This is a genomic window from Agromyces sp. Root81 (assembly GCF_001429165.1).
Taxonomy (GTDB): domain Bacteria; phylum Actinomycetota; class Actinomycetes; order Actinomycetales; family Microbacteriaceae; genus Agromyces.
In genome coordinates this window covers 602578-620534 of sequence record NZ_LMIR01000001.1, presented here as the reverse complement: position 1 = coordinate 620534, position 17957 = coordinate 602578, and the positions used below count along the sequence as shown (strand labels likewise).

The 17957-nt window shown below is 68.0% G+C and carries 12 protein-coding genes; 4 read left to right on the top strand and 8 right to left on the bottom strand.

Annotated elements, in window-relative coordinates; genetic code table 11:
- Window positions 1–3 precede the first annotated feature (3 nt).
- The 7 genes from ASE14_RS03020 to ASE14_RS02990 are packed head-to-tail and all read right to left on the bottom strand — an operon-like array spanning window position 4 to window position 8696.
- On the bottom strand, window positions 4–1083 hold the full coding sequence (locus ASE14_RS03020; protein ID WP_056650534.1) for a DUF917 domain-containing protein: 1080 nt from the start codon (window positions 1081–1083) through the stop codon (window positions 4–6).
- A gap of 2 nt (window positions 1084–1085) precedes the next feature.
- A complete protein-coding gene (locus ASE14_RS03015; protein ID WP_235511064.1) occupies window positions 1086–2645 on the bottom strand; it encodes a hydantoinase/oxoprolinase family protein in 1560 nt (519 codons plus the stop codon).
- 53 nt (window positions 2646–2698) lie between these two features.
- Window positions 2699–3676 (bottom strand): ABC transporter permease, encoded by a 978-nt coding sequence (locus ASE14_RS03010; protein WP_056650531.1) that lies wholly within the window; start codon window positions 3674–3676, stop codon window positions 2699–2701.
- Window positions 3677–3688: 12 nt separating this feature from the next.
- A complete protein-coding gene (locus ASE14_RS03005) occupies window positions 3689–5194 on the bottom strand; it encodes an ATP-binding cassette domain-containing protein (protein ID WP_056650527.1) in 1506 nt (501 codons plus the stop codon).
- Window positions 5195–5197: 3 nt separating this feature from the next.
- Window positions 5198–6220: a sugar ABC transporter substrate-binding protein gene (locus ASE14_RS03000; RefSeq protein ID WP_082600012.1), complete on the bottom strand. Its 1023-nt coding sequence runs from the start codon at window positions 6218–6220 to the stop codon at window positions 5198–5200.
- Window positions 6217–7656 (bottom strand): hydantoinase/oxoprolinase N-terminal domain-containing protein, encoded by a 1440-nt coding sequence (locus tag ASE14_RS02995; RefSeq protein WP_056650522.1) that lies wholly within the window; start codon window positions 7654–7656, stop codon window positions 6217–6219. The genes ASE14_RS03000 and ASE14_RS02995 overlap by 4 nt, the downstream gene beginning before the upstream one ends.
- Window positions 7653–8696, bottom strand: a complete 1044-nt coding sequence (locus ASE14_RS02990; protein WP_056650521.1) for a DUF917 domain-containing protein — start codon at window positions 8694–8696, stop codon at window positions 7653–7655. The genes ASE14_RS02995 and ASE14_RS02990 overlap by 4 nt, the downstream gene beginning before the upstream one ends.
- Window positions 8697–8832: 136 nt before the next feature.
- On the opposite strand from ASE14_RS02990, the gene ASE14_RS02985 reads away from it, so the two are divergent.
- Window positions 8833–10407 (top strand): CdaR family transcriptional regulator, encoded by a 1575-nt coding sequence (locus ASE14_RS02985; protein ID WP_157372756.1) that lies wholly within the window; start codon window positions 8833–8835, stop codon window positions 10405–10407.
- A gap of 197 nt (window positions 10408–10604) precedes the next feature.
- Complete coding sequence (locus tag ASE14_RS02980) at window positions 10605–11252, top strand: LysE family translocator (protein WP_056650517.1); 648 nt, start codon at window positions 10605–10607, stop codon at window positions 11250–11252.
- A 276-nt stretch (window positions 11253–11528) separates the two neighbouring features.
- Here the strand turns inward: ASE14_RS02980 and ASE14_RS21085 are convergent, their stop codons facing one another.
- The gene (locus ASE14_RS21085; RefSeq protein ID WP_056650514.1) at window positions 11529–11921 is read right to left on the bottom strand and encodes an ROK family protein; all 393 of its coding nucleotides are present in this window, start codon (window positions 11919–11921) and stop codon (window positions 11529–11531) included.
- A 740-nt stretch (window positions 11922–12661) separates the two neighbouring features.
- Between ASE14_RS21085 and ASE14_RS02970 the strand changes: the two genes are divergently transcribed.
- Together ASE14_RS02970 and ASE14_RS02965 are read left to right on the top strand one after the other, a co-directional pair.
- Window positions 12662–12946 (top strand): hypothetical protein, encoded by a 285-nt coding sequence (locus ASE14_RS02970; protein WP_056650511.1) that lies wholly within the window; start codon window positions 12662–12664, stop codon window positions 12944–12946.
- Between the two features lie 298 nt (window positions 12947–13244).
- Window positions 13245–17918: a DUF4082 domain-containing protein gene (locus ASE14_RS02965; protein WP_200953252.1), complete on the top strand. Its 4674-nt coding sequence runs from the start codon at window positions 13245–13247 to the stop codon at window positions 17916–17918.
- Window positions 17919–17957: the final 39 nt, after the last annotated feature.

The following is a 17957-nucleotide window of genomic DNA, read 5'->3' as shown; positions in this document are numbered from 1 at the left end:
GACTCACCGGCGGAACCCCTCCACCGGCACGAAGTCCCAGTCGTAGCCGAAGCGCCGCGGGCCCGAGAGATCGATGCCGGCGGGCGTTCTCCAGTGCGGGTCGCTCGGCAACCCGATCACCGCGACGCGGTAGCCGTATCGGATCTCCTCAGCGGGGATTGGCTGGCCGGAATCGAGCTCCATCGCCATGATGAGGTCAGGGGTCGTCGCGACGATGGCGCCGTCGCGCTCCGCCACCAGATTCTCGTTCTGGAAGTGCAGCACGAACGAGAGTCCACGATCTTCGTCGAGGCCGCTGAGATTCGCGGTGCCGATGGTCCAGCCGCCCTCGTTGCGGCGCTCGACCTGTTCGACCTTGCCGCGGAACAGCAGGACGCCATTTTGGTTCTCGAGTACAGCATCGACGGGAGAGACATGGTCGACGCGCGCCTGCTTGATGGTTCTCCCGATCTCAGCCGCGACGGTCAGGGCGCCGCGCACGAGGCGTTCCTTCGCCTGAGCACCGGTCATCGGGTACAGGGCCATCGCCGTGTTTGCGCCGCTCGCCACCGCAGCTGCTCGCGCGTACGATTCCGCCCACGGATTCGCCTCCGTGGTGAGGTACATGTTGTTCCCGTGCTCGTCGACCATCACCATCGGCGTCGCACTGCCGCCGTAAAGCGTCGGCGTGACCATCTCGAGGTGAGGAAAGGCACGACCCATGCCATCAGCATCGACCACCGGCACCCCCGCCGCGGCGGCGGTCGCGAACGGCGTCACGGCGTTCAGTCCGCCCGCCTCGGCAGGACAGACGTAGTCGAAGGTGATACCGGTGAACCGTTCGAGCTCCCGCAGCACCCGCTCGTACTCAGCGGCACGGGGGAGCTTCTCGATGAGCACACCTGGTGCGCCCATACCGGCGATGAAGACGATGTTCGCGTCGTCGGCGATCTCGTCGAGCGGCACCAGCGGTACCGGGCCGAAGCGGCGGATCGCGTCGCGCGCGAGCAGCATGCCCACATACGGGTCGCCGCCGCCGCCGGCTCCGAGGACCGTCGAGCCGAGGGTGATGTCGTCGAGTGCAGCCTCGTCGATGAGCAACATGATCAGATTCCTTCCAGAATCGCAACGGGGCTGAGGAATGGACCGACTGCCTTCACGCGCACGTGCACGGCGAGACCGCCGGGCAGGTGGGTGAGAGGTATGTCCTCGGCGTCGATGATGCGGACGTCGGATGGGTCGGCACCGGCCCCGATCGCAAGCCCTCGGGCCTCGGCCATGGCGGACTCGAGCACCTCCGCTCGGGTCCGGCCACTGAGCTTGTAGACACGGTCGATCTCGCCGCCGGCCTCCGCGAAGGCGGCACCCACCGCGTTGGCGACCCCGGCGTGGTCGGGGATGATGATCCCGTCAAGGCCCGGTACCGCGGCCAACAGCGCAGCACCGCCCCCGACGGCGATGACCGGAACGTCCCCGGAGGTCAGCTTCGCTCGTTCGATCGCCGCCACGAGCCGCTCGCCCGCCACCCCGAGGGCACGGGTCACCAGGTCGTTCGGTAGGCCTGCCACGCCGTTGGCGTCGCCGATCGGCGCGGCTCCGCCGGCGACGGCGATGTCGGTGAACGTCATCGTGCCACCGCCGAAGACGAGCGCCTCCGCAGCGATGCGGTATCCAACGCTCTCGGGTCCGACCCGCCCTCCGCCATCGCCGATGACGGTGCCGCCACCGAGGGCGAGCGAGAGCACGTCGGGAATGCGGAAGTTGCTGCGGATTCCCGCGAGACTCATCGCCACTGTGGATTCCCTCGGAAATCCGTGCTGAAGCATTCCGATGTCCGACGTCGTTCCGCCGACGTCGACCACGACACCGTGATCGTACCCCGACAGGAGAGCTGCACCGCGCATCGAGTTAGTCGGACCCGAGGCGATCGTGAAGATCGGGAACTCGCGGGCGCGATCGAGCGTCATGACGGTGCCATCGTTCTGCGAGAGGAGGATCGGCGCACGGATTCCGAGGCTCTCGACCACCCGTTCTAGTCCATCAATGACGCGCTCGGCGAGCCCGAGCAGCGAGGCGTTGAGGATGGTCGCGTTCTCACGCTCGAGGAGTCCAACGCGGCCGACGAGCGCGGAGCGGGTGATCCTCGCGCCGGGCAGCTCCTCGCGGAGGATCTCGGCAGCGCGGATCTCGGGCTCGGGGTTGACCGAGGAGAAGACCGAGCTGAGGGCGACCTGCCGCACGCCTGCGGCCGCGATCGTCGCCGCGACACCTCGGAGCCCGTCCTCGTCGAGCTCATTCAACAGGCTGCCGTCGAACTGCGCACCACCGGCTACGACGTAGAAATGGTCGCCGACGACTCCGAGCAGACGCTCGGGCCAATCGATCATCGGGAGGAGCGACTGCGGCGGCGTCGCGAGCCGGACGGCTGCAACGGGCTCCAGATCGCGGGCCTGGGCGATCGCATTGATGAAGTGCGTGGTGCCGATGAAGACCGACGAGATCTCGGCGACATCGATGCCCGGCAGCACGTCGGTCAGTGCACGAAGGATGCCGCCGGTGACATCCGGTGTAGTGGTCGCCTTGGTCGCGGCGACGACGTGACGTCCGTTGAGCACAACGGCGTCGGTGTTCGTTCCGCCGACATCGATTCCGATGCGCAGTGGCATGGTGTTCTCCTTTGATTCGAGTGTGGTGTGGAGTGGACGACCGTGCGCAGCGGTCAGTCCTTGCGCGTTCGATCGAGGGCGACGGCGGCGATGAGGACGAGTCCCGATGCCGTGCCCTGCCAGAACGAGCTGACGCCCGCGGCGTAGAGGATGCTGTTGAGCACACCGAGGAAGAGGACACCGAAGAGCGTGCGCGTCGCACTTCCGTATCCGCCGGAGAACCGGGTTCCGCCGAGCAGCACGGCCGAGAGCGCGGTCATCTCCATGCCGGTGCCCGCGGTCGTCTGCGCCGAGCCGAGCGATCCGACCGTCAACAGGCCGGCGAAGGAAGCGGCGAGAGCACTGATCGCGAATGCGATGATGGTGACCTTGGCGGCCGGGATGCCTGCGAGGCGGGCGGCTTCAGGACTCGAGCCGACGGCGTACAGCGCCCGCCCGAACCCGGTGCCGCGAAGCACCCAGGTCGCAAGGAGGTATGCGAGCACCGCGACGATCACGATGATCGGAATCGGCCCGACGCGCCCGGTCGCCAGCGTTTCGAGGAACGGTACCGACACTGTCTTGCTCTGGCCCTGCAGGAGCACCTGCACCTGGCTTCGCAGGATCGCGAATGTGCCGAGCGTCACGATGAGGAAGGAGATCCGGAGCTTCGCGATCAGCAGTCCTTGCGCGATGCCGATGCCGACGCCGAACATGAGCGCAGTCGCCGCCGCGAGCACGGGTGGCCAGCCGTCGATCACGAGGATCGCGAGGATCGCACCCGAGAAGCCGACCATGGACCCGACGGAGAGGTCGGCACCTCGTCCGATCACGACGAACGTCTCGCCGATTGCCACGATGAGGAGGATCGAGGAGAAGGTCAGGATGTTCACGAAGTTGCCGACCGATCGGAAACTCGGGAACAGGGTCAATCCCACGACGATGAGCACGACCAGGGCGATCGGCAGAACGAGGTCGGTGGCATGATCGCGCAGGTAGCCGCGCGCCTCGGCGCGACGCGCCGGTTCGCGGATCTGGGTCTCTTGTGTCATGGTCCGCACCTTTCAGATGGAGGCCGACTCGTCGACGCCGGTGGCGAGGGCGACGAGCCGCGAGTAGGGGGTGGTCACGGGTTCCGCGCTGACGATGCGGCCGTCGGCCATCACGTACAGCCGGTCGGCCAATTCCTGCAGTTCCTCGAATTCGGAGCTCACAAGCAAGACGGCGCCCCCGCGCTCTGCGAAGTCGCGGAGGAGGTCGTGGATCGCCGCCCGCCCAGTCCGATCGACTCCCTGTGTCGGCTCGTCGGCGATGAGGAGCCGCGGTTCGTTCATGAGTTCTCGCGCCACGACGACACGTTGCGCGTTGCCCCCGCTGAGTGCCGTGATGTCCGCCGATTGGGAAGGTGTGCGGATCCCGAACCGCTCGATGACGCGCGCCGTCGCGGAGGCGGCCGGCTTGAACGGTACGATCGCGGCGAGTCCGCGGCGCACAAGGTCCCCGATCTCGATATTGCTCGCGACCGAGAGTGATGGAAACACGCCTTCGCGCAGGCGATCCTCGGGGATGTAGGCGATCCCAGCGCGACGCGCGCTACGAGCCGTGCGGGGTACCGCCGCGCCCTCGTACCGGACGCCGTCGGTGTCGCCAGCTACGCCTGCGACGAGCTTGCAGAGTCGGCTACGACCGCTGCCGGCCATACCGGCGATGCCGACGATCTCGCCCGCGTGCACGGCGAGCCCTTCGAACTCGAGACCGGATCGTTCGCGATCCGTCGTCACTTCCAGCACAGGTGAGACTGATTGTCTCGAGGGGCGCGCACGCTGCCCCCTGCTTCGTGCGACCTCAACTCCACGACCGGCCGCCAGCGTGTCGACGATCTTCTCCACCGAGACTTCGGCGACCGGGCGATCGAGCACGAGCCGGCCATCGACGAGCACCGCCACCCGAGTTGCCAACCTCACGATGTCGCGCAGACGATGGCTGACGAGCACCACCGCGCCCCCGGTATCCGTGATCGCCTTCGTGGCCTGTTCGACGAGATCGACGCCCTGCTCACCGAGTACGGCGGTGGGTTCGTCGAGCGCGAGGATCCGCGGCAAGGCCAGCATTCCACGCTCGAGGCCCAACACGGCCCGATCAGCCTTGCGAAGGTCTCCGGCCACCGTGTCGGGGTCGATGTGAGGCAATACTGCACGCACTCTGCGTCGGGCCGCATCACGATCGGCTCGGTTCGGCGCTGAGGCGGTGAGCGAGCGGGCCCCGAGTAGGAGGTTCTCCCACGCCGGCAGTGTCGGTGCCATCTGCGGTTCCTGCGGCACGAGCACGATGCCCAGGGCGAGTGCGTCGGCCGGACAGACGAGCCGCAGCTCACCCTCGGGACCGATGACTGCACCGTCGCTGGGCAGCCGCTGACCTGTGAGCACGTTGAGCAGAGTCGTCTTGCCCGAGCCGTTCGCCCCCACGACGGCGAGAGCGTCGCCGGCGTGTACGTCGAGAGTCACAGAGTCGAGTGCACGGTTCCCCGAGTAGTCGACCGAGACATCGCGCAATCCGATGAGGGTGCTCATGCGTCAGCCGAGGGTGATGTCGACGAAGTCGATCTGGTCTTCGGGCGATTTCCAGTCGGCGGCGTTCTCAGCGGTGACAAGACAGGCGTCGCTCGTCGGGCCCTCGATCTCCTCGGTGCCCTGGTAGTCGCGTTCGCCAGTCAGCTGGGCGAGCACGGCACGTCCGAGCGCCCGACCGACCTCGAGCGGTTGCAGATCGCACGTCGCCAGCAGGTCTCCTGCCTGCACCGCACCGACGGCGTCAGCGGTGCCATTGCGGCTTGTGAACGCGACGTCGGCACCGGCCTGCTTGGCCGCCGCGATCGCGCCGAGGGCGGAATCGTCGTTGTACGAGAAGACGCCCTGCACATCGGGGAATCGCGAGAGGATGCCCTGCATCACTTCCTTCCCCCCGGCGGCGTTGTCGGCGAGGTTGCGCTGCTGCTCGACGTCGCCGACGATCTCGACTCCGGCCTCCTCAAGCGCCTTCATCGCGCCAGCCTCCTCGGCAAGCACGTTCGGTGTCGCCGGGCCGCCGATCACCGCGACCTTCGCGCCCTCGGGCAGATTGTCGGCCAGGTACTTCGCTGCGGCGTAGCCCTGAGCCTCGTCGGCGAGCGAGATGTACCCGTTGACCTCGAAGTCGGGCTTGCCGAACGCCGCGAACACGGGGATGCCGGCCTCTTTCGCCTGCTCGATCTGCGGTCGGGACGCGGTCGGGTCGAGCACGAAGTACGCGATGGCGTCGGGGTTCGCCGACACCGCTCGAGTGAGCGCCTGGGACTGGACGGCGAGGTCGATGTTGCCAGTCGTAGGGTCGACGGCGAGCGACCGCACGACATCTACTCCATTTTCGGTGAGCACCTCGTTGAATCCCTGGGTGATCGCGTTGGCAATGGGGTTCGCGTCCATCACGTCGGCGTACCAAACGGTGTAGGGCTCATCGCCTCCCTCGGCGGCCGGCTCGGACTCAGCTGTGCAGCCCGACAGGGCGAGTGATGCAATTGCCGCGAGGGCGGCGACGCTGGCAAAGGATGTCTTCCTCATGGTGATTCCCTGCTCTCTTGTCTCTCCTGGTGGTGCGCTTCGGCGCGCTCGGTGTGGTGCGGTTCTGTAGTCGGGGTGAACGGTCGCCCCTCGGCACGAAATCGGAGGCGCCTCGCGCCGCCGAGCATCTGGCTGAGGTCGGTCTCGCCAACGGCGACGACCTCCGACGTCGATGGGTCGGCGCCGGCGAGGATCGCCAGGTCGACAGCACGCTGGCGGGCGTCGCGGATACGGGAGGCCTCATCACTGCCCGCCATCACGACTTCCCACGCCACGGCGCTCACCGGCGCGAGGGCCGCGCCGACCGCACCGGCGATCTCGGCGTATCGAGGAACGCGACCGAGGCCGGCCGAGGGGACGGCCCCGTCCCCGACGATGATCGTCGGCACCTGCGGTGCGTGTCGACTCATGAGTTCGACGGCTTCGGCAACGCTGCCAGCGTCGAGAGCGTATCCGAGCGGCAACTCGACATTCATTCGAACCCCGGCGGTGATCGACGGTCCGATTTCGAGTGCGACCGAGCGCTCGCGCAGCACTCCCGCTCGCGTGGAGGCCGACTCCAGGGCAACGACGACAGCATCAGATGTTGCCGCGAGCCACCCTGCACCGCGGATCGTCGCAGCGAGGCTGCCATCGAGAAATCGGATCGGCGTTGAGGTCGCAGCGGCGGCTACCTGGAGGGTCCCATCGTTCTGCACGAAGAAGAGCTCGGCATCGATCCCGAGCCGCGTGAGCACTGCACGTGTGCTCGCGACCATCTGCTCTCCTGCCGGGATGAGGGCGGCATTGAGGATGCCGGCGTTCTCTCGATCAAGAAGGCCGAAGCCGCCGATGCTGTGGCTGACTGTGACGGGCACGGCCGGGCCGAGCACATCAGCGACGAGATCCGCGGCTCGAAGCTCGCCCGCGGCAGCAACGGGCGAGAACACGCCGGAGATCGCAATGGCGTCGATCGCGCCGTCGCACGACTTCGCGAACCGGATCACTGCCGCTTCGTCAAGTTGGGCGAGGTCGCTGCCGTCGAGGTCCGCCCCTCCGGCGACAATCGTTCGCGGGCCGCCGATGCGGCGCACGAGTGAGTCGGGCCAGCCCGCGAATGGTGGCGCGGCCGTCGTCGCAGGCGCTCCGAGGCGCAGTACACCCACGCGCGCAAGCGGACGTCGGCTATCGAGCGTCTCGCGCAGGTGGGTTCCGCCGACCACGATTGACTGGATTCGCGTCGATGCCGTGGCGTCGACGACCGATGCAAGCGCGTGTTCCACCGATGTGCTCCACCCGAGTCCGTCGCCGGATTGGTCTTCCATGAGGACTTCGCGTTCCCAACGGCCGGCGGCGACGACCTCGTCATCGCGGTCGATTGCTGCAACTTCGACGTGCGAAGTCCCGGTGATGATTCCGAGGCGCAGCCCGCCGCCATTCGGCGGCACGGTGGTCACGACGCCACCTGCTTGGCGAAGTCGACGTAGTCGATTCCGTGTCCGAGCGCTCGCGGGCCGGCAAGCCGAACGCCGTCGGGCGTCCTCCAGCGCGGATGCGATGCGAGCGCGATCACCGTGACTCCACGACCTGGAACAAGGTCTTCGACCGAGAGTGGCGTCCACGTCTCGCGAGCAAGAACCACGATGATGTCGGGGATGGTCGCGAGTACGATTCCGTCGCGCGCAACGACATGGAACTCGTTGCGCAGTTCGATACGGGTCAGCGCTTCACCCGCGGTGTCGGGCGCAATCGTGACCGAAGACCTTTGCCCGGTCGTGTCTGCTTGGGAAACGCGCTGCGAGACGACCCCCTCTGCCAGGCGAACCCCATCGATTCGACGAAGCGCCTGATCCACGCCCACTGCATTCATCGTCGACAGTTCCGCGAACACGGTGCCGATCTCGAGGCAACGGCTGAGTGTCCCGTCGAGCGTGTGCGCTGCGAGGAACTCGGGTGTGAGCGTGGATGTGCTGAGCGCGGCGAGCCAGCCCATGGTCTCGACAACCGGCCGGATGAGTTGCTCCGTCGAGAACCCTGCAGAGGTCGTGAGCTCCACCCAGCGACTGCGGGAATCGCAAAGCAGATGAGTTCGAGGATGGGAATGATCGAGTTCGAGCACGGTGAGGTCCAGTCCCGGCACTCCGCGCCCGGTGAAGTCCGCATCGACGCAGGGAACACCGAGGTGCGCGGCGGCCGCAAGCGGGTAGATCGCATTGACGCCGGCCATTTCGTAGGGCATGACTGCGGTCGGGGCCGGCCCGCGGGCGGGCGATTCCGATGCGAGCAAGTCGATGGCTTCGAGGCTCAGCAGCTTCTCGCCGATGGCAAACGGTGACCCGATCAGCGCGATCGGTGCAACCCTGTCGTCGTCGTCCAGTTCGTCGACGGCCACCACATCTATCGGGCCGTGTCGGCGCATGAGCTCGGCAAGCGCGACTTCCGCGACGTACGGCTCGCCCCCGCCGCCGCCGCCGAGCACCGCGGCTCCCAGCGCCATGGGCGCTACGTCAGAGCTAGTGAATCGCATGCTGGATCTCCTTTCGAGCAAGGATCCCCGACCGACTCGTTGGAGTCACGGGGCAGTATGCCTATAGTTGACCGCATCATCAGCACTCTGCACAGGGAGGTGGACCGTGCTCACCGTCCGAGCGGTTGTTCAAACGTTCGCCGACGAGGCGAGCCGAGCGCGTATGTGTGGTGGAGAGGAGACTCTCGACCGTGTGGTCACAACTGTTGCGACGATCGCGAACACCGAGGACGCAGGTCGCCAGCGACCGAACTCACTGGTGATCGTCCCGCGGGAGGTCGCACGTAGCGGCGACGTTGCCCTCGACCTCATCCTGCGCCGCGCGGCCGCCGTGCGAGTCAGCTGTCTCGTCGTGGAGTCGGGCCCAGACCGCATCCCGCTCTCGACAGAGCGCCTGGCCGTGCGGTTCGGCATCGCGATATGGCGCGAGGTCGAACTCGACCCGAGCGAGTTGCAGTCCCGCGTCGAGCAGCTCGTACGCGACCCTGAGCTCGTGGGAGCCGGCGCCATCCGCCTTCTGAGCGAGACATTGCAGCAGCCGGCTGCCGACCTCGCCGTGATCGTAACCCGAGTCTCCAACGCACTCGACGTCCCGGTCGCTTTGGTCGGAGCGGATGGGCGTTCGGTCGCCGGTCCCGCCTTGGGCGGGCGGACCGCGATCGCCGAGCGCATCGCACTCTCAGAGCGACGGGGTGACCTCGTTGACACATCACTCGATGCCGGCAACGGCCAGCGACTCCTGCTTGCGCCGGCGTTCCCACTGGTGGGCGACCATCCACGGTTCTGGCTGGCCGCCCTCGTCGCGCGGGGACTCGATTCGCGCTTGAGCCACGTGTTTACGGCCCTCCGCATCGCAACCTTCGCGCTCTCGGCACATCTCGCCCAAACGTCACTCGCCTTTGAGCGCGAGAACCGCGACGCCGGAGCTCTGCTTGGTGATCTCCTCACTCGAGGCGACAACATCACGCTCGGGGAGGTGGAACAGGCCACCGCACGGGGCTGGCAGCTTTTCGGATGGCACGTCGCAGTGCAGATCCGCGCCGAGAGCGCCGTCTCGGCGCTACCCCGCGCCACCATCGCGCATGCCCTCGACGACGGGCTCCACGCTCACGCCTTCCAGATGCGTCCGATCGGGTTGGACCGCACCCTGGCGTTCTGGGTCACTGCAGGCACGAGCCAGGACGGCGCCGCGATCGGACAGATCGCGGCGCGGCTGAAGGCGGCGCTGAACGGCGTCGAGCGCACATATCCCGGTCTTCGCCTTTACGCAGGCATCGGAGGTGCCCGCGAGGGTGTAGCCGGGCTCGGTGCGTCCCTTGGTGAGGCTCGGCATGCCCTCGCGTTCGCCGAGGCGGAGCATGGGAGTGCTGTCGTCCAGCGCTCGGACGCCATGACGGCGAATCGACTCGTCGAAAGCTGGATCCCCGACGGCGTGACCCGGGAGGTCGTCACTGCGCTGATTGCACCGCTTCGCGCCGCGGACACGAGCGGGCAACTGGTGCGGACGTTGCGCACGTATCTCGACCTCGAATCGAACACGAGCGAGACCGCTGAACTGTTGCACGTGCACCGTAATACGGTGCTTCAGCGTCTGCGGCGCGCACGTGAACTCGTGCCGATCGACCTCGATGAGCCCAGCGGGCGTCTCGCCGTACGCCTCGCGCTACGACTCGACGGGTAGCTGAGCTTCGTGAGGATCGGTGACGCCGACGCTATTGGGCGTCTGGTGGGCATCGTCGCGATCGGGTAGCCCCGTTGCGTGAGTCGGTCATTGCGGGTGCCGTTGGGAGAGTGGTTCTGAGCGCCGCTACTCGATCGGTCGGGGGGTCGGTCTTTGACCTGACTCAGCCAAAAGGTGACGTGTCCTAGGCTTCTCGGATGGCCCCAATCGAGAATCTGCTCGCATTTGTCGTCGCCGCGTTCGTCCTGATCGCCATCCCGGGACCCAGTGTCCTGTTCACCATTGGGCGCTCCATCGCTCTCGGACGTCGCAGTGGCTTCTTGAGTATCTTGGGCATCGCCCTCGGCGGCATCCCGATCGTGATCGCGGTGGCATTGGGTGTTGGGGCGGTGATCGCGCAGTCGGTCGTCGTCTTCACCATCGTGAAGATCGCTGGAGCCGTCTACCTTGCGTACCTGGGCGTGCACGCCATCCGCCACCGGAAGGATGCCGCCGCAGCGACAACCGGGCGCGCCGTTCCTCGTGCTCCGTTTCGACAGGTCACGGAGGGGTTTGTTGTCGGTCTGACGAACCCGAAGACGATAGCGTTCTTTGTCGCGGTGCTGCCCCAGTTCGTCGACGTCCGCTCCGGCTCGGTTCCCTTGCAGCTGGTGGAGTTCGGCGTGGTGGTTCTGGTGATCGGGCTTGTCTGCGACTCGATATGGGTGGTCGCCTCGAGTGCCGCCCGCAACTGGTTCGGTCGCTCGCCGCGGCGCATGTCCGCCATGTCAGCCACGGGCGGCGCCCTGATGATCGGTTTGGGCGGGATTCTCGTCATCTCTGGGAGCAAGCCCGCGACGCCTTAACGGTGATGTCGTGCCCGTCATCACTGTCGTGTGCGCCACGATGACGGTCTGACATGGACCCACCCTCATGCAGTCTTGCTTCGGCCGTGACGACATCAGCAGATCCCGCGTTGACCTTGCGGGCCGCCTGCCAGAGCGCCTCGACGGTGACTACATGCTCGACGCGTTCCCGCGACGAGGGGTCGGAACCACTGTCGCCTCATTCGGCCATTCTCGTTCGCGCCACGAACTGAGGCGGGTCGACTCTTCCGGGACGGTTCCTACCGTGCTCGGCGCTCAGCCTGCCGCGCGGAGCGGGTCGGCGAGGAGGTCTGCGAGTACGATCTCGGCGGCGCCGATGAGCAGTCGGTCCTCGCCGAGCGAGGCGACGCGGATCGAGAGCTCCTCGGTCGCGTGCGGGAGCGCCTGAGCGGCGACGGCGAGTTCGAATGCGGCGAGGTCCCGCTCGGCGATGGTTGCACGGAATCCGCCGAGCACCACGAGGGATGGGTTCAGGACGTTGATGACGTTACCGAGTGCTGTGGCGAGGATCCTCCGCTGGCGCTCGACCTCGTCGGCGACCTCGCGTGAATCCGAGGCCGACAGTGCAGCGCGCAGCGTCGGCTCATCGGCGGCTGCGGGTCCGACGGCGGCGAGCAGGCGAGCACGATCGACTTCGTCTTCGAGCACGCCCCATGTGGCCAGCCGATCGTTCGCGGCGGCGATCCCCGGGCCGGTTCTGACCGAACTCGCCCGCGTAGCCGCCTGTGCCGCCGACCGGCACCTCGTGCACGATCAGTCCGCCGCCGATGCCGCTGGCGTCCACTGGCAAGGAGCTACGGCCGTCGTCGACGAGGCGCGGATCTCGCCGTAGTCGCGGCCGAGCTCGTCGACGAGAGTCGATCCTCGTGATGTCGAATCCGGTGGCGTGCCATTTGTCCAGGCCCGCTCGACGAGATCGACAGCGCCTATAAGCGTCTTGGGATAAGCCCGTACCCTCCTTCCTGGAAGCGCGCGGGCGTAGGGCCGCGCGGCGAGGGCGGTTCGAGTTGGCCCCGCGACTTGCCTGTCGGCGGGGCCGATCCACTCCTACATGCGGACGATCGTCACGAGCCAAAGCGGACTCCGTCTCGCGCCGGTACTCGGTCCACACGATCTCGGCCGCCAGGCGCAACCGGTCGGCGAGGAAGTAGCCGATGAAGCACCGCTCTCGGCCACGTCGTCAGCCCATGTCTCGGCGAAGCAGCATCGGCTCAGCCTGCGGAGACTCGGGCACGGTCGCCATGGGGTCGGTCTCCGGGGCGGCATCGGTCGTCGCGTCGGCGACCCCACCTCGGTCTCCGCGTCCGCCTCGATATCGGCGGCCGCCGCTGTCTCGGGTGCGGCGGCCGCCTTGGCGGCGCGCGTCACGCGCTCGCTCCGACGACCTCGTGGTGCAGCGCGACGACATCCGCTCGGCGACCATCACCGACGACCCGTGGATCTGGATCCGCGGTATCCGTCGTCGCGGCACCGAGATCCCGCTCGTCGTCGCCGTCGGCGTGTGGAAGTACCACGGCGGCACCGACTTCGTGATCATGAAGGGCAAGCGCTCGGCGGTCGTGCTCGAGCTCGCGGCCGGCGAGTTCACCCGCGTCATCCTGAGCACGAACCACGCAGGCGAGCTCATCGACCGGTTGAAGATCATTGCCGCGCCGGATCCGGCGGCGGACTGACGGTCGGCGGGCGACGCTCCGACCGGATGTCATCCGAAGTGGGGGCAGCGGCGGCCCGGCGACGAGAGTACAACTGGTCTCACCCCCGAGAAACATGAGAAGAATTCAATGTTGAGTTCGGATCGTGTTTTCACCCAGACCGATACGGCCTGCGCCCACACCTGATTGCGCGCCGAGGCACTGCTCTTTTGCTTTGACGTGGCGTCGAGTCCCACGTTCCAAGGGCCTGCCCGTGTCCCACCCAGCCCAGCCCCCAGCTTGCCGCCCTCGAACTGCGAGGGTTCGAGTTCTCGCCGCCGTGATCACCTCGGTCGCCGTGCTCGGTCTCATCGCGGCCGGCCTCATCGGCCTTCCGGAGGCCGCGTTCGCCGCCTGCGCCAACCCGGTCGCCTGTGAGAACGCGAAGCCGGGCGCCAGTCCATCCGAGTGGGACATCGACGGCGCCGGTTCCGATGACATCCAGGGTTTCGCGACCGACATCAGCGTCAACGCCGGTGCCCGACTTGACCTCAAGGTCAAGACGACCGCTCGCGCGTACTCCATCGCGATCTACCGCACCGGCTGGTATCAGGGCCTCGGCGCCCGCAAGGTCGCCACAGTCTCGCCGAGCGCCACGCTGCCGCAGACCCAGCCCGGATGCATCACCGACGTCGCGACCGAACTCGTCGACTGCGGCAACTGGAAGGTCTCCGCATCGTGGAACGCGCCCGCCGATGCGGTCTCGGGCGTGTACGTGGCGTTGCTCAGCCGGGCCGACACGGGCGGGAAGAGTCACATCACGTTCATCGTGCGCAACGACGCCAGCCATTCGGACGTCGTCTTCCAGACAGCCGACCCGACCTGGCAGGCCTACAACGGCTACGGCGGCTCGAACTTCTACGCAGGCGGCCAGAACGGGCGCGCCTACAAGTTGAGCTACAACCGGCCGTTCGCGACGAGGGACGACAACAACGGCCGAGACTTCTACTTCTCGAGCGAGTACGCGCAGGTGCGCTTCCTCGAGCGCAACGGCTACGACGTGACCTACCTCGCCGGCGTCGACAGCGATCGCAACGGCGCGCTGCTTCGCAACCACAAGGTCTTCCTCTCGGTCGGACACGACGAATACTGGTCGGGCGCGCAGCGGGCGAACATCGAGGCGGCCCGCGATGCCGGCGTCAACCTGCAGTTCCTCGGCGGAAACGACGGGTACTGGCGCACGCGCTACGCCGCATCCGCCGATTCCAGCGCCACGCCGTATCGCACTCTCGTCAGTTACAAGGAGACCTGGGCGAACCAGAAGATCGACCCCACCACCCAGTGGACCGGCACGTGGCGCGACCCCCGGTTCGCCCCGACCTCGGCCGGGGCCAACCGACCCGAGAACGCGCTCATCGGCACGCTCTACATGGCCAACCACAACGACCTCCCGGTAACGGTGTCGGCGGCGGAGGGCAAGCTCCGGCTCTGGCGCGGCACCTCGCTCGCGAACCTCGCGAACGGAACGAGCGCCGCCCTCGCCCCGCACACCATCGGGTACGAGTCCAACGAGGACCTCGACAACGGCTCGCGTCCGCCCGGGCTCATCCGGCTCTCGACGACGACCGGGCCGACTCCGCAGTACCTGCAGGACTACGGCAACACCGTGCTGCCCGGCACCACCACGCACCACCTCACGCTGTACCGTGCGCCGAGCGGCGCCCTCATCTTCTCCGCCGGGTCGATCCAGTGGGCCTGGGGCCTCGACCAGGAGCACGACGGGGCTGGTGCGCCCGCCGACCAGCGCATGCAGCAGGCGCAGGTCAATGTGCTCGCCGACATGCGCGCGTTCCCGACGACCCTGCAGTCCGGCCTCGTGGCCGCCGCGGCGAGCACCGACACGACGCCCGCGACCGCGGCCATCACCGCGCCGGGCGCCGGGGCGCAGATCGCCAACGGTGCCACCGTCGTCGTCACCGGCACCGCCGCGGACGTCGGCGGACGGGTCGCCGGGGTGGAGGTCTCGACCGACGGCGGCACCTCGTGGCATCCCGCGAACGGAACGACGAACTGGAGCTACACCTACGTGCAGCACGGCCGCGGCGCCGCCCAGATCCGTGCGCGGGCGATCGACGACAGCGCCAACCTGCCGGGCCAGGCGGCCACGATCGCAACCGCTGTGGTCGGACCGTACTCGGTCTTCGGCACGCAGGTGCCCGTCGTCGTCGACTCCGGCGACGCCTCCGCCGTCGAACTCGGCCTGCGGTTCACACCGACCGACGACGGATACATCTCCGGCGTACGCTTCTACAAGTCGGCCGCGAACACCGGCGTGCACGCCGGTTCGCTCTGGTCGCCGCTCGGCGAGCGGCTCGCCACCGTGACCTTCACCGGGGAGACCGGGTCGGGCTGGCAGAAGGCGACCTTCTCACCCTCGGTGCCCGTCATCGCGGGCACCAGGTACACCGTGTCGTACACCGCGCCGCGCGGGCACTACTCGGTGCAGTCCAACGCCTTCTGGGCGTCCGGCATCGCCCATGAGCCGCTGCTCGTCGACGGTGGCTTCGGCGCCCCGCCCGCCGCCGTCTACGGTGCGCCGGGCGAGCATCCGTCGAACTCGTTCGAGAGCAGCAACTACTTCGTCGACGCGATCTACGAGTCGTCCGATTCGACGCCGCTCGCCGCATCGAACCTCTGGCCCCTGCCCGGCTCGACGAGCGTGCCCCTCGGCACGGCGATGAGTGCCAGGTTCCTGAAGGCCGTCGTCGCCGGTTCCGTCGGCTTCACGGTGACCGACCAGCTCGGCAACGCCGTCGCCGGGACGACGGGCTACGACGCCGCTGCCCGGGTCGCCACCTTCACCCCGACGGCACCGCTGAACGGCTTCGTGAGCTACACCGTCGTGCTCAAGGCGACCGCGTCCGGCGCGACCACGCCGCCGGCCGAGGTCTCGCGCTGGACGTTCACGACGGTCAAGCCCACGCCGGCGGCCGGCGTCTGCCCGTGCCGCCTGTTCAACGACTCGACCACCCCGTCGGTGCTCGAGGTCGCGGACTCCGCTGCGGTCACGCTCGGCGTGAAGTTCACTCCGGCAGTCGACGGCACCGTCACCGGCGTCGCGTTCTACAAGGGGGCGGGCAACACCGGCCAGCACATCGGCACGCTCTGGTCGGCCGCCGGAGCCGAACTCGCCACGGCGACCTTCGCCGGCGAGAGCACGAGCGGATGGCAGACCGTCACTTTCGCCGTGCCGGTGAACGTGAAGGCCGGCACGCAGTACGTCGCCGCCTATCGTGCCCCGGTCGGAAAGTACTCGGCGACGCCAGGAGCATTCGCCGGCGGAGGTGTCGCGTACGGCCCGCTCAGCGCCGCGGCGAACGCCGGTGCGTACACCTACGGCACGGGATTCCCAGGTAGCACGAGCACGACCAACTACCTCGTCGACGTCGTCTTCGAGAAGGGCGCTGACCCCATCGCCCTCGTCGCGACGACGCCCGCCGCCGGCGCGCTCGACGTCGACCGCGCCAGCACGATCTCGGCGAAGCTCTCCGTGCCCGTCGCGCCCGGCTTCACGATGTCGGCGACGAGCGCCGGCAGCCCGATCGCTGGATCGGCGGCGCTCTCGGCCGACCGCACGACGATCACGTTCACGCCTTCCGCGCCGTTGCCGAACGCCGCGACAGTGACCGTCTCACTGTCGGGTGTGCGCTCCGACGCCGGCTCGGCCCTCGCGACGCGCACCTGGTCGTTCACCACGGCCGATTCCAGCGGAACGACGACGAGCTACTCGCTGTTCGGCAATGCGACACCGGCCTCGACCTCGATCGACGACGGCTCGTCGGTCGAGCTCGGCGTCTCCTTCACCGCCACGAGCGCCGGAAGCGTCACGGCGATCCGCTTCTACAAGGGCTCCGGCAACGGCGGCACGCACACCGGCTCGCTGTGGAACGCGAGCGGAACCCGTCTCGCCACGGTCACCTTCACCGACGAGACCGCGACCGGCTGGCAGACCGCCCTGCTCGAGACGCCGATCCCGCTCCAGGTCGGCGCAGAGTACGTCGTGTCGTACCTGGCACCGCAGGGTCACTACGCGGCCACCGGCGGCTACTTCCAGGGCGCGGCATCCTCCGGCCCCCTTGTGGCGCCGGCGGCCGGCAACGGCCGCTACCGCTACGGCGCCGGCGGCGCGATGCCGACCTTCACGTGGAACCAGACGAACTACTTCGTCGACGTGCTCTTCCGGACGGCCACCGTCGCCCCGGTGACCGTCGTCTCGACCAGCCCCGCAGCGGGGCGCACAGACGTCGGGACGGGGGAGCGGATATCAGCCCAGTTGTCCGCCTCCCCTGTCACGACACCCACCATCGCCCTCACCGGGCCATCGGGCCCGGTCGCCGGGCACAGCGAATGGGATGCCGCGAGCTCGACGGTGTCGTTCGTGCCCGATCAGCCGCTGCAGTGGGTCACGACGTACAGCGCCGCGGTCTCGATCGGCGGGCAGAGCCCCGCGGGCGGCAACTGGAGCTTCACCACCAGGGCCCAGCCGACGTCCATGTCGTTCTTCCCTGACACCGCCGTGCCGGCCAGGACCGACTTCGACGACGCCACCCTCATCCAGTTGGGGATGCGCTTCACCTCGACCCAGGCCGGCACCGTGAGCGGGATCCGCTTCTACAAGGCCACCGGAGACGCGAACACGCACATCGTGCGACTCTGGGCTCCCGACGGCACCGAGCTCGCCTCCGCCACCTCGATCGGCGAGACCGTGAGCGGATGGCAGACGGTCTACTTCGCCGCCCCGGTGCCGATCACCCCCGCCGTCGAGTACCGGGCCACATATTCCACCCCGCGCGGCCGGTATGCCGCCGACCTCGGCGCGTTGGCCGAGGCGGTCGTCGCCGCACCGCTTTCGACCGTTTCCGTCGGCGGGGTCTATGTGTACGGCGCCGGCTATCCGGGCACCGTCAGTTCCCACAACTACTGGGCGGACGTCTTGTTCACGCCCGGAGGGTGATCCGGCACGCAGCGCTCCTGCGCGGACGGCGGAAGGCGG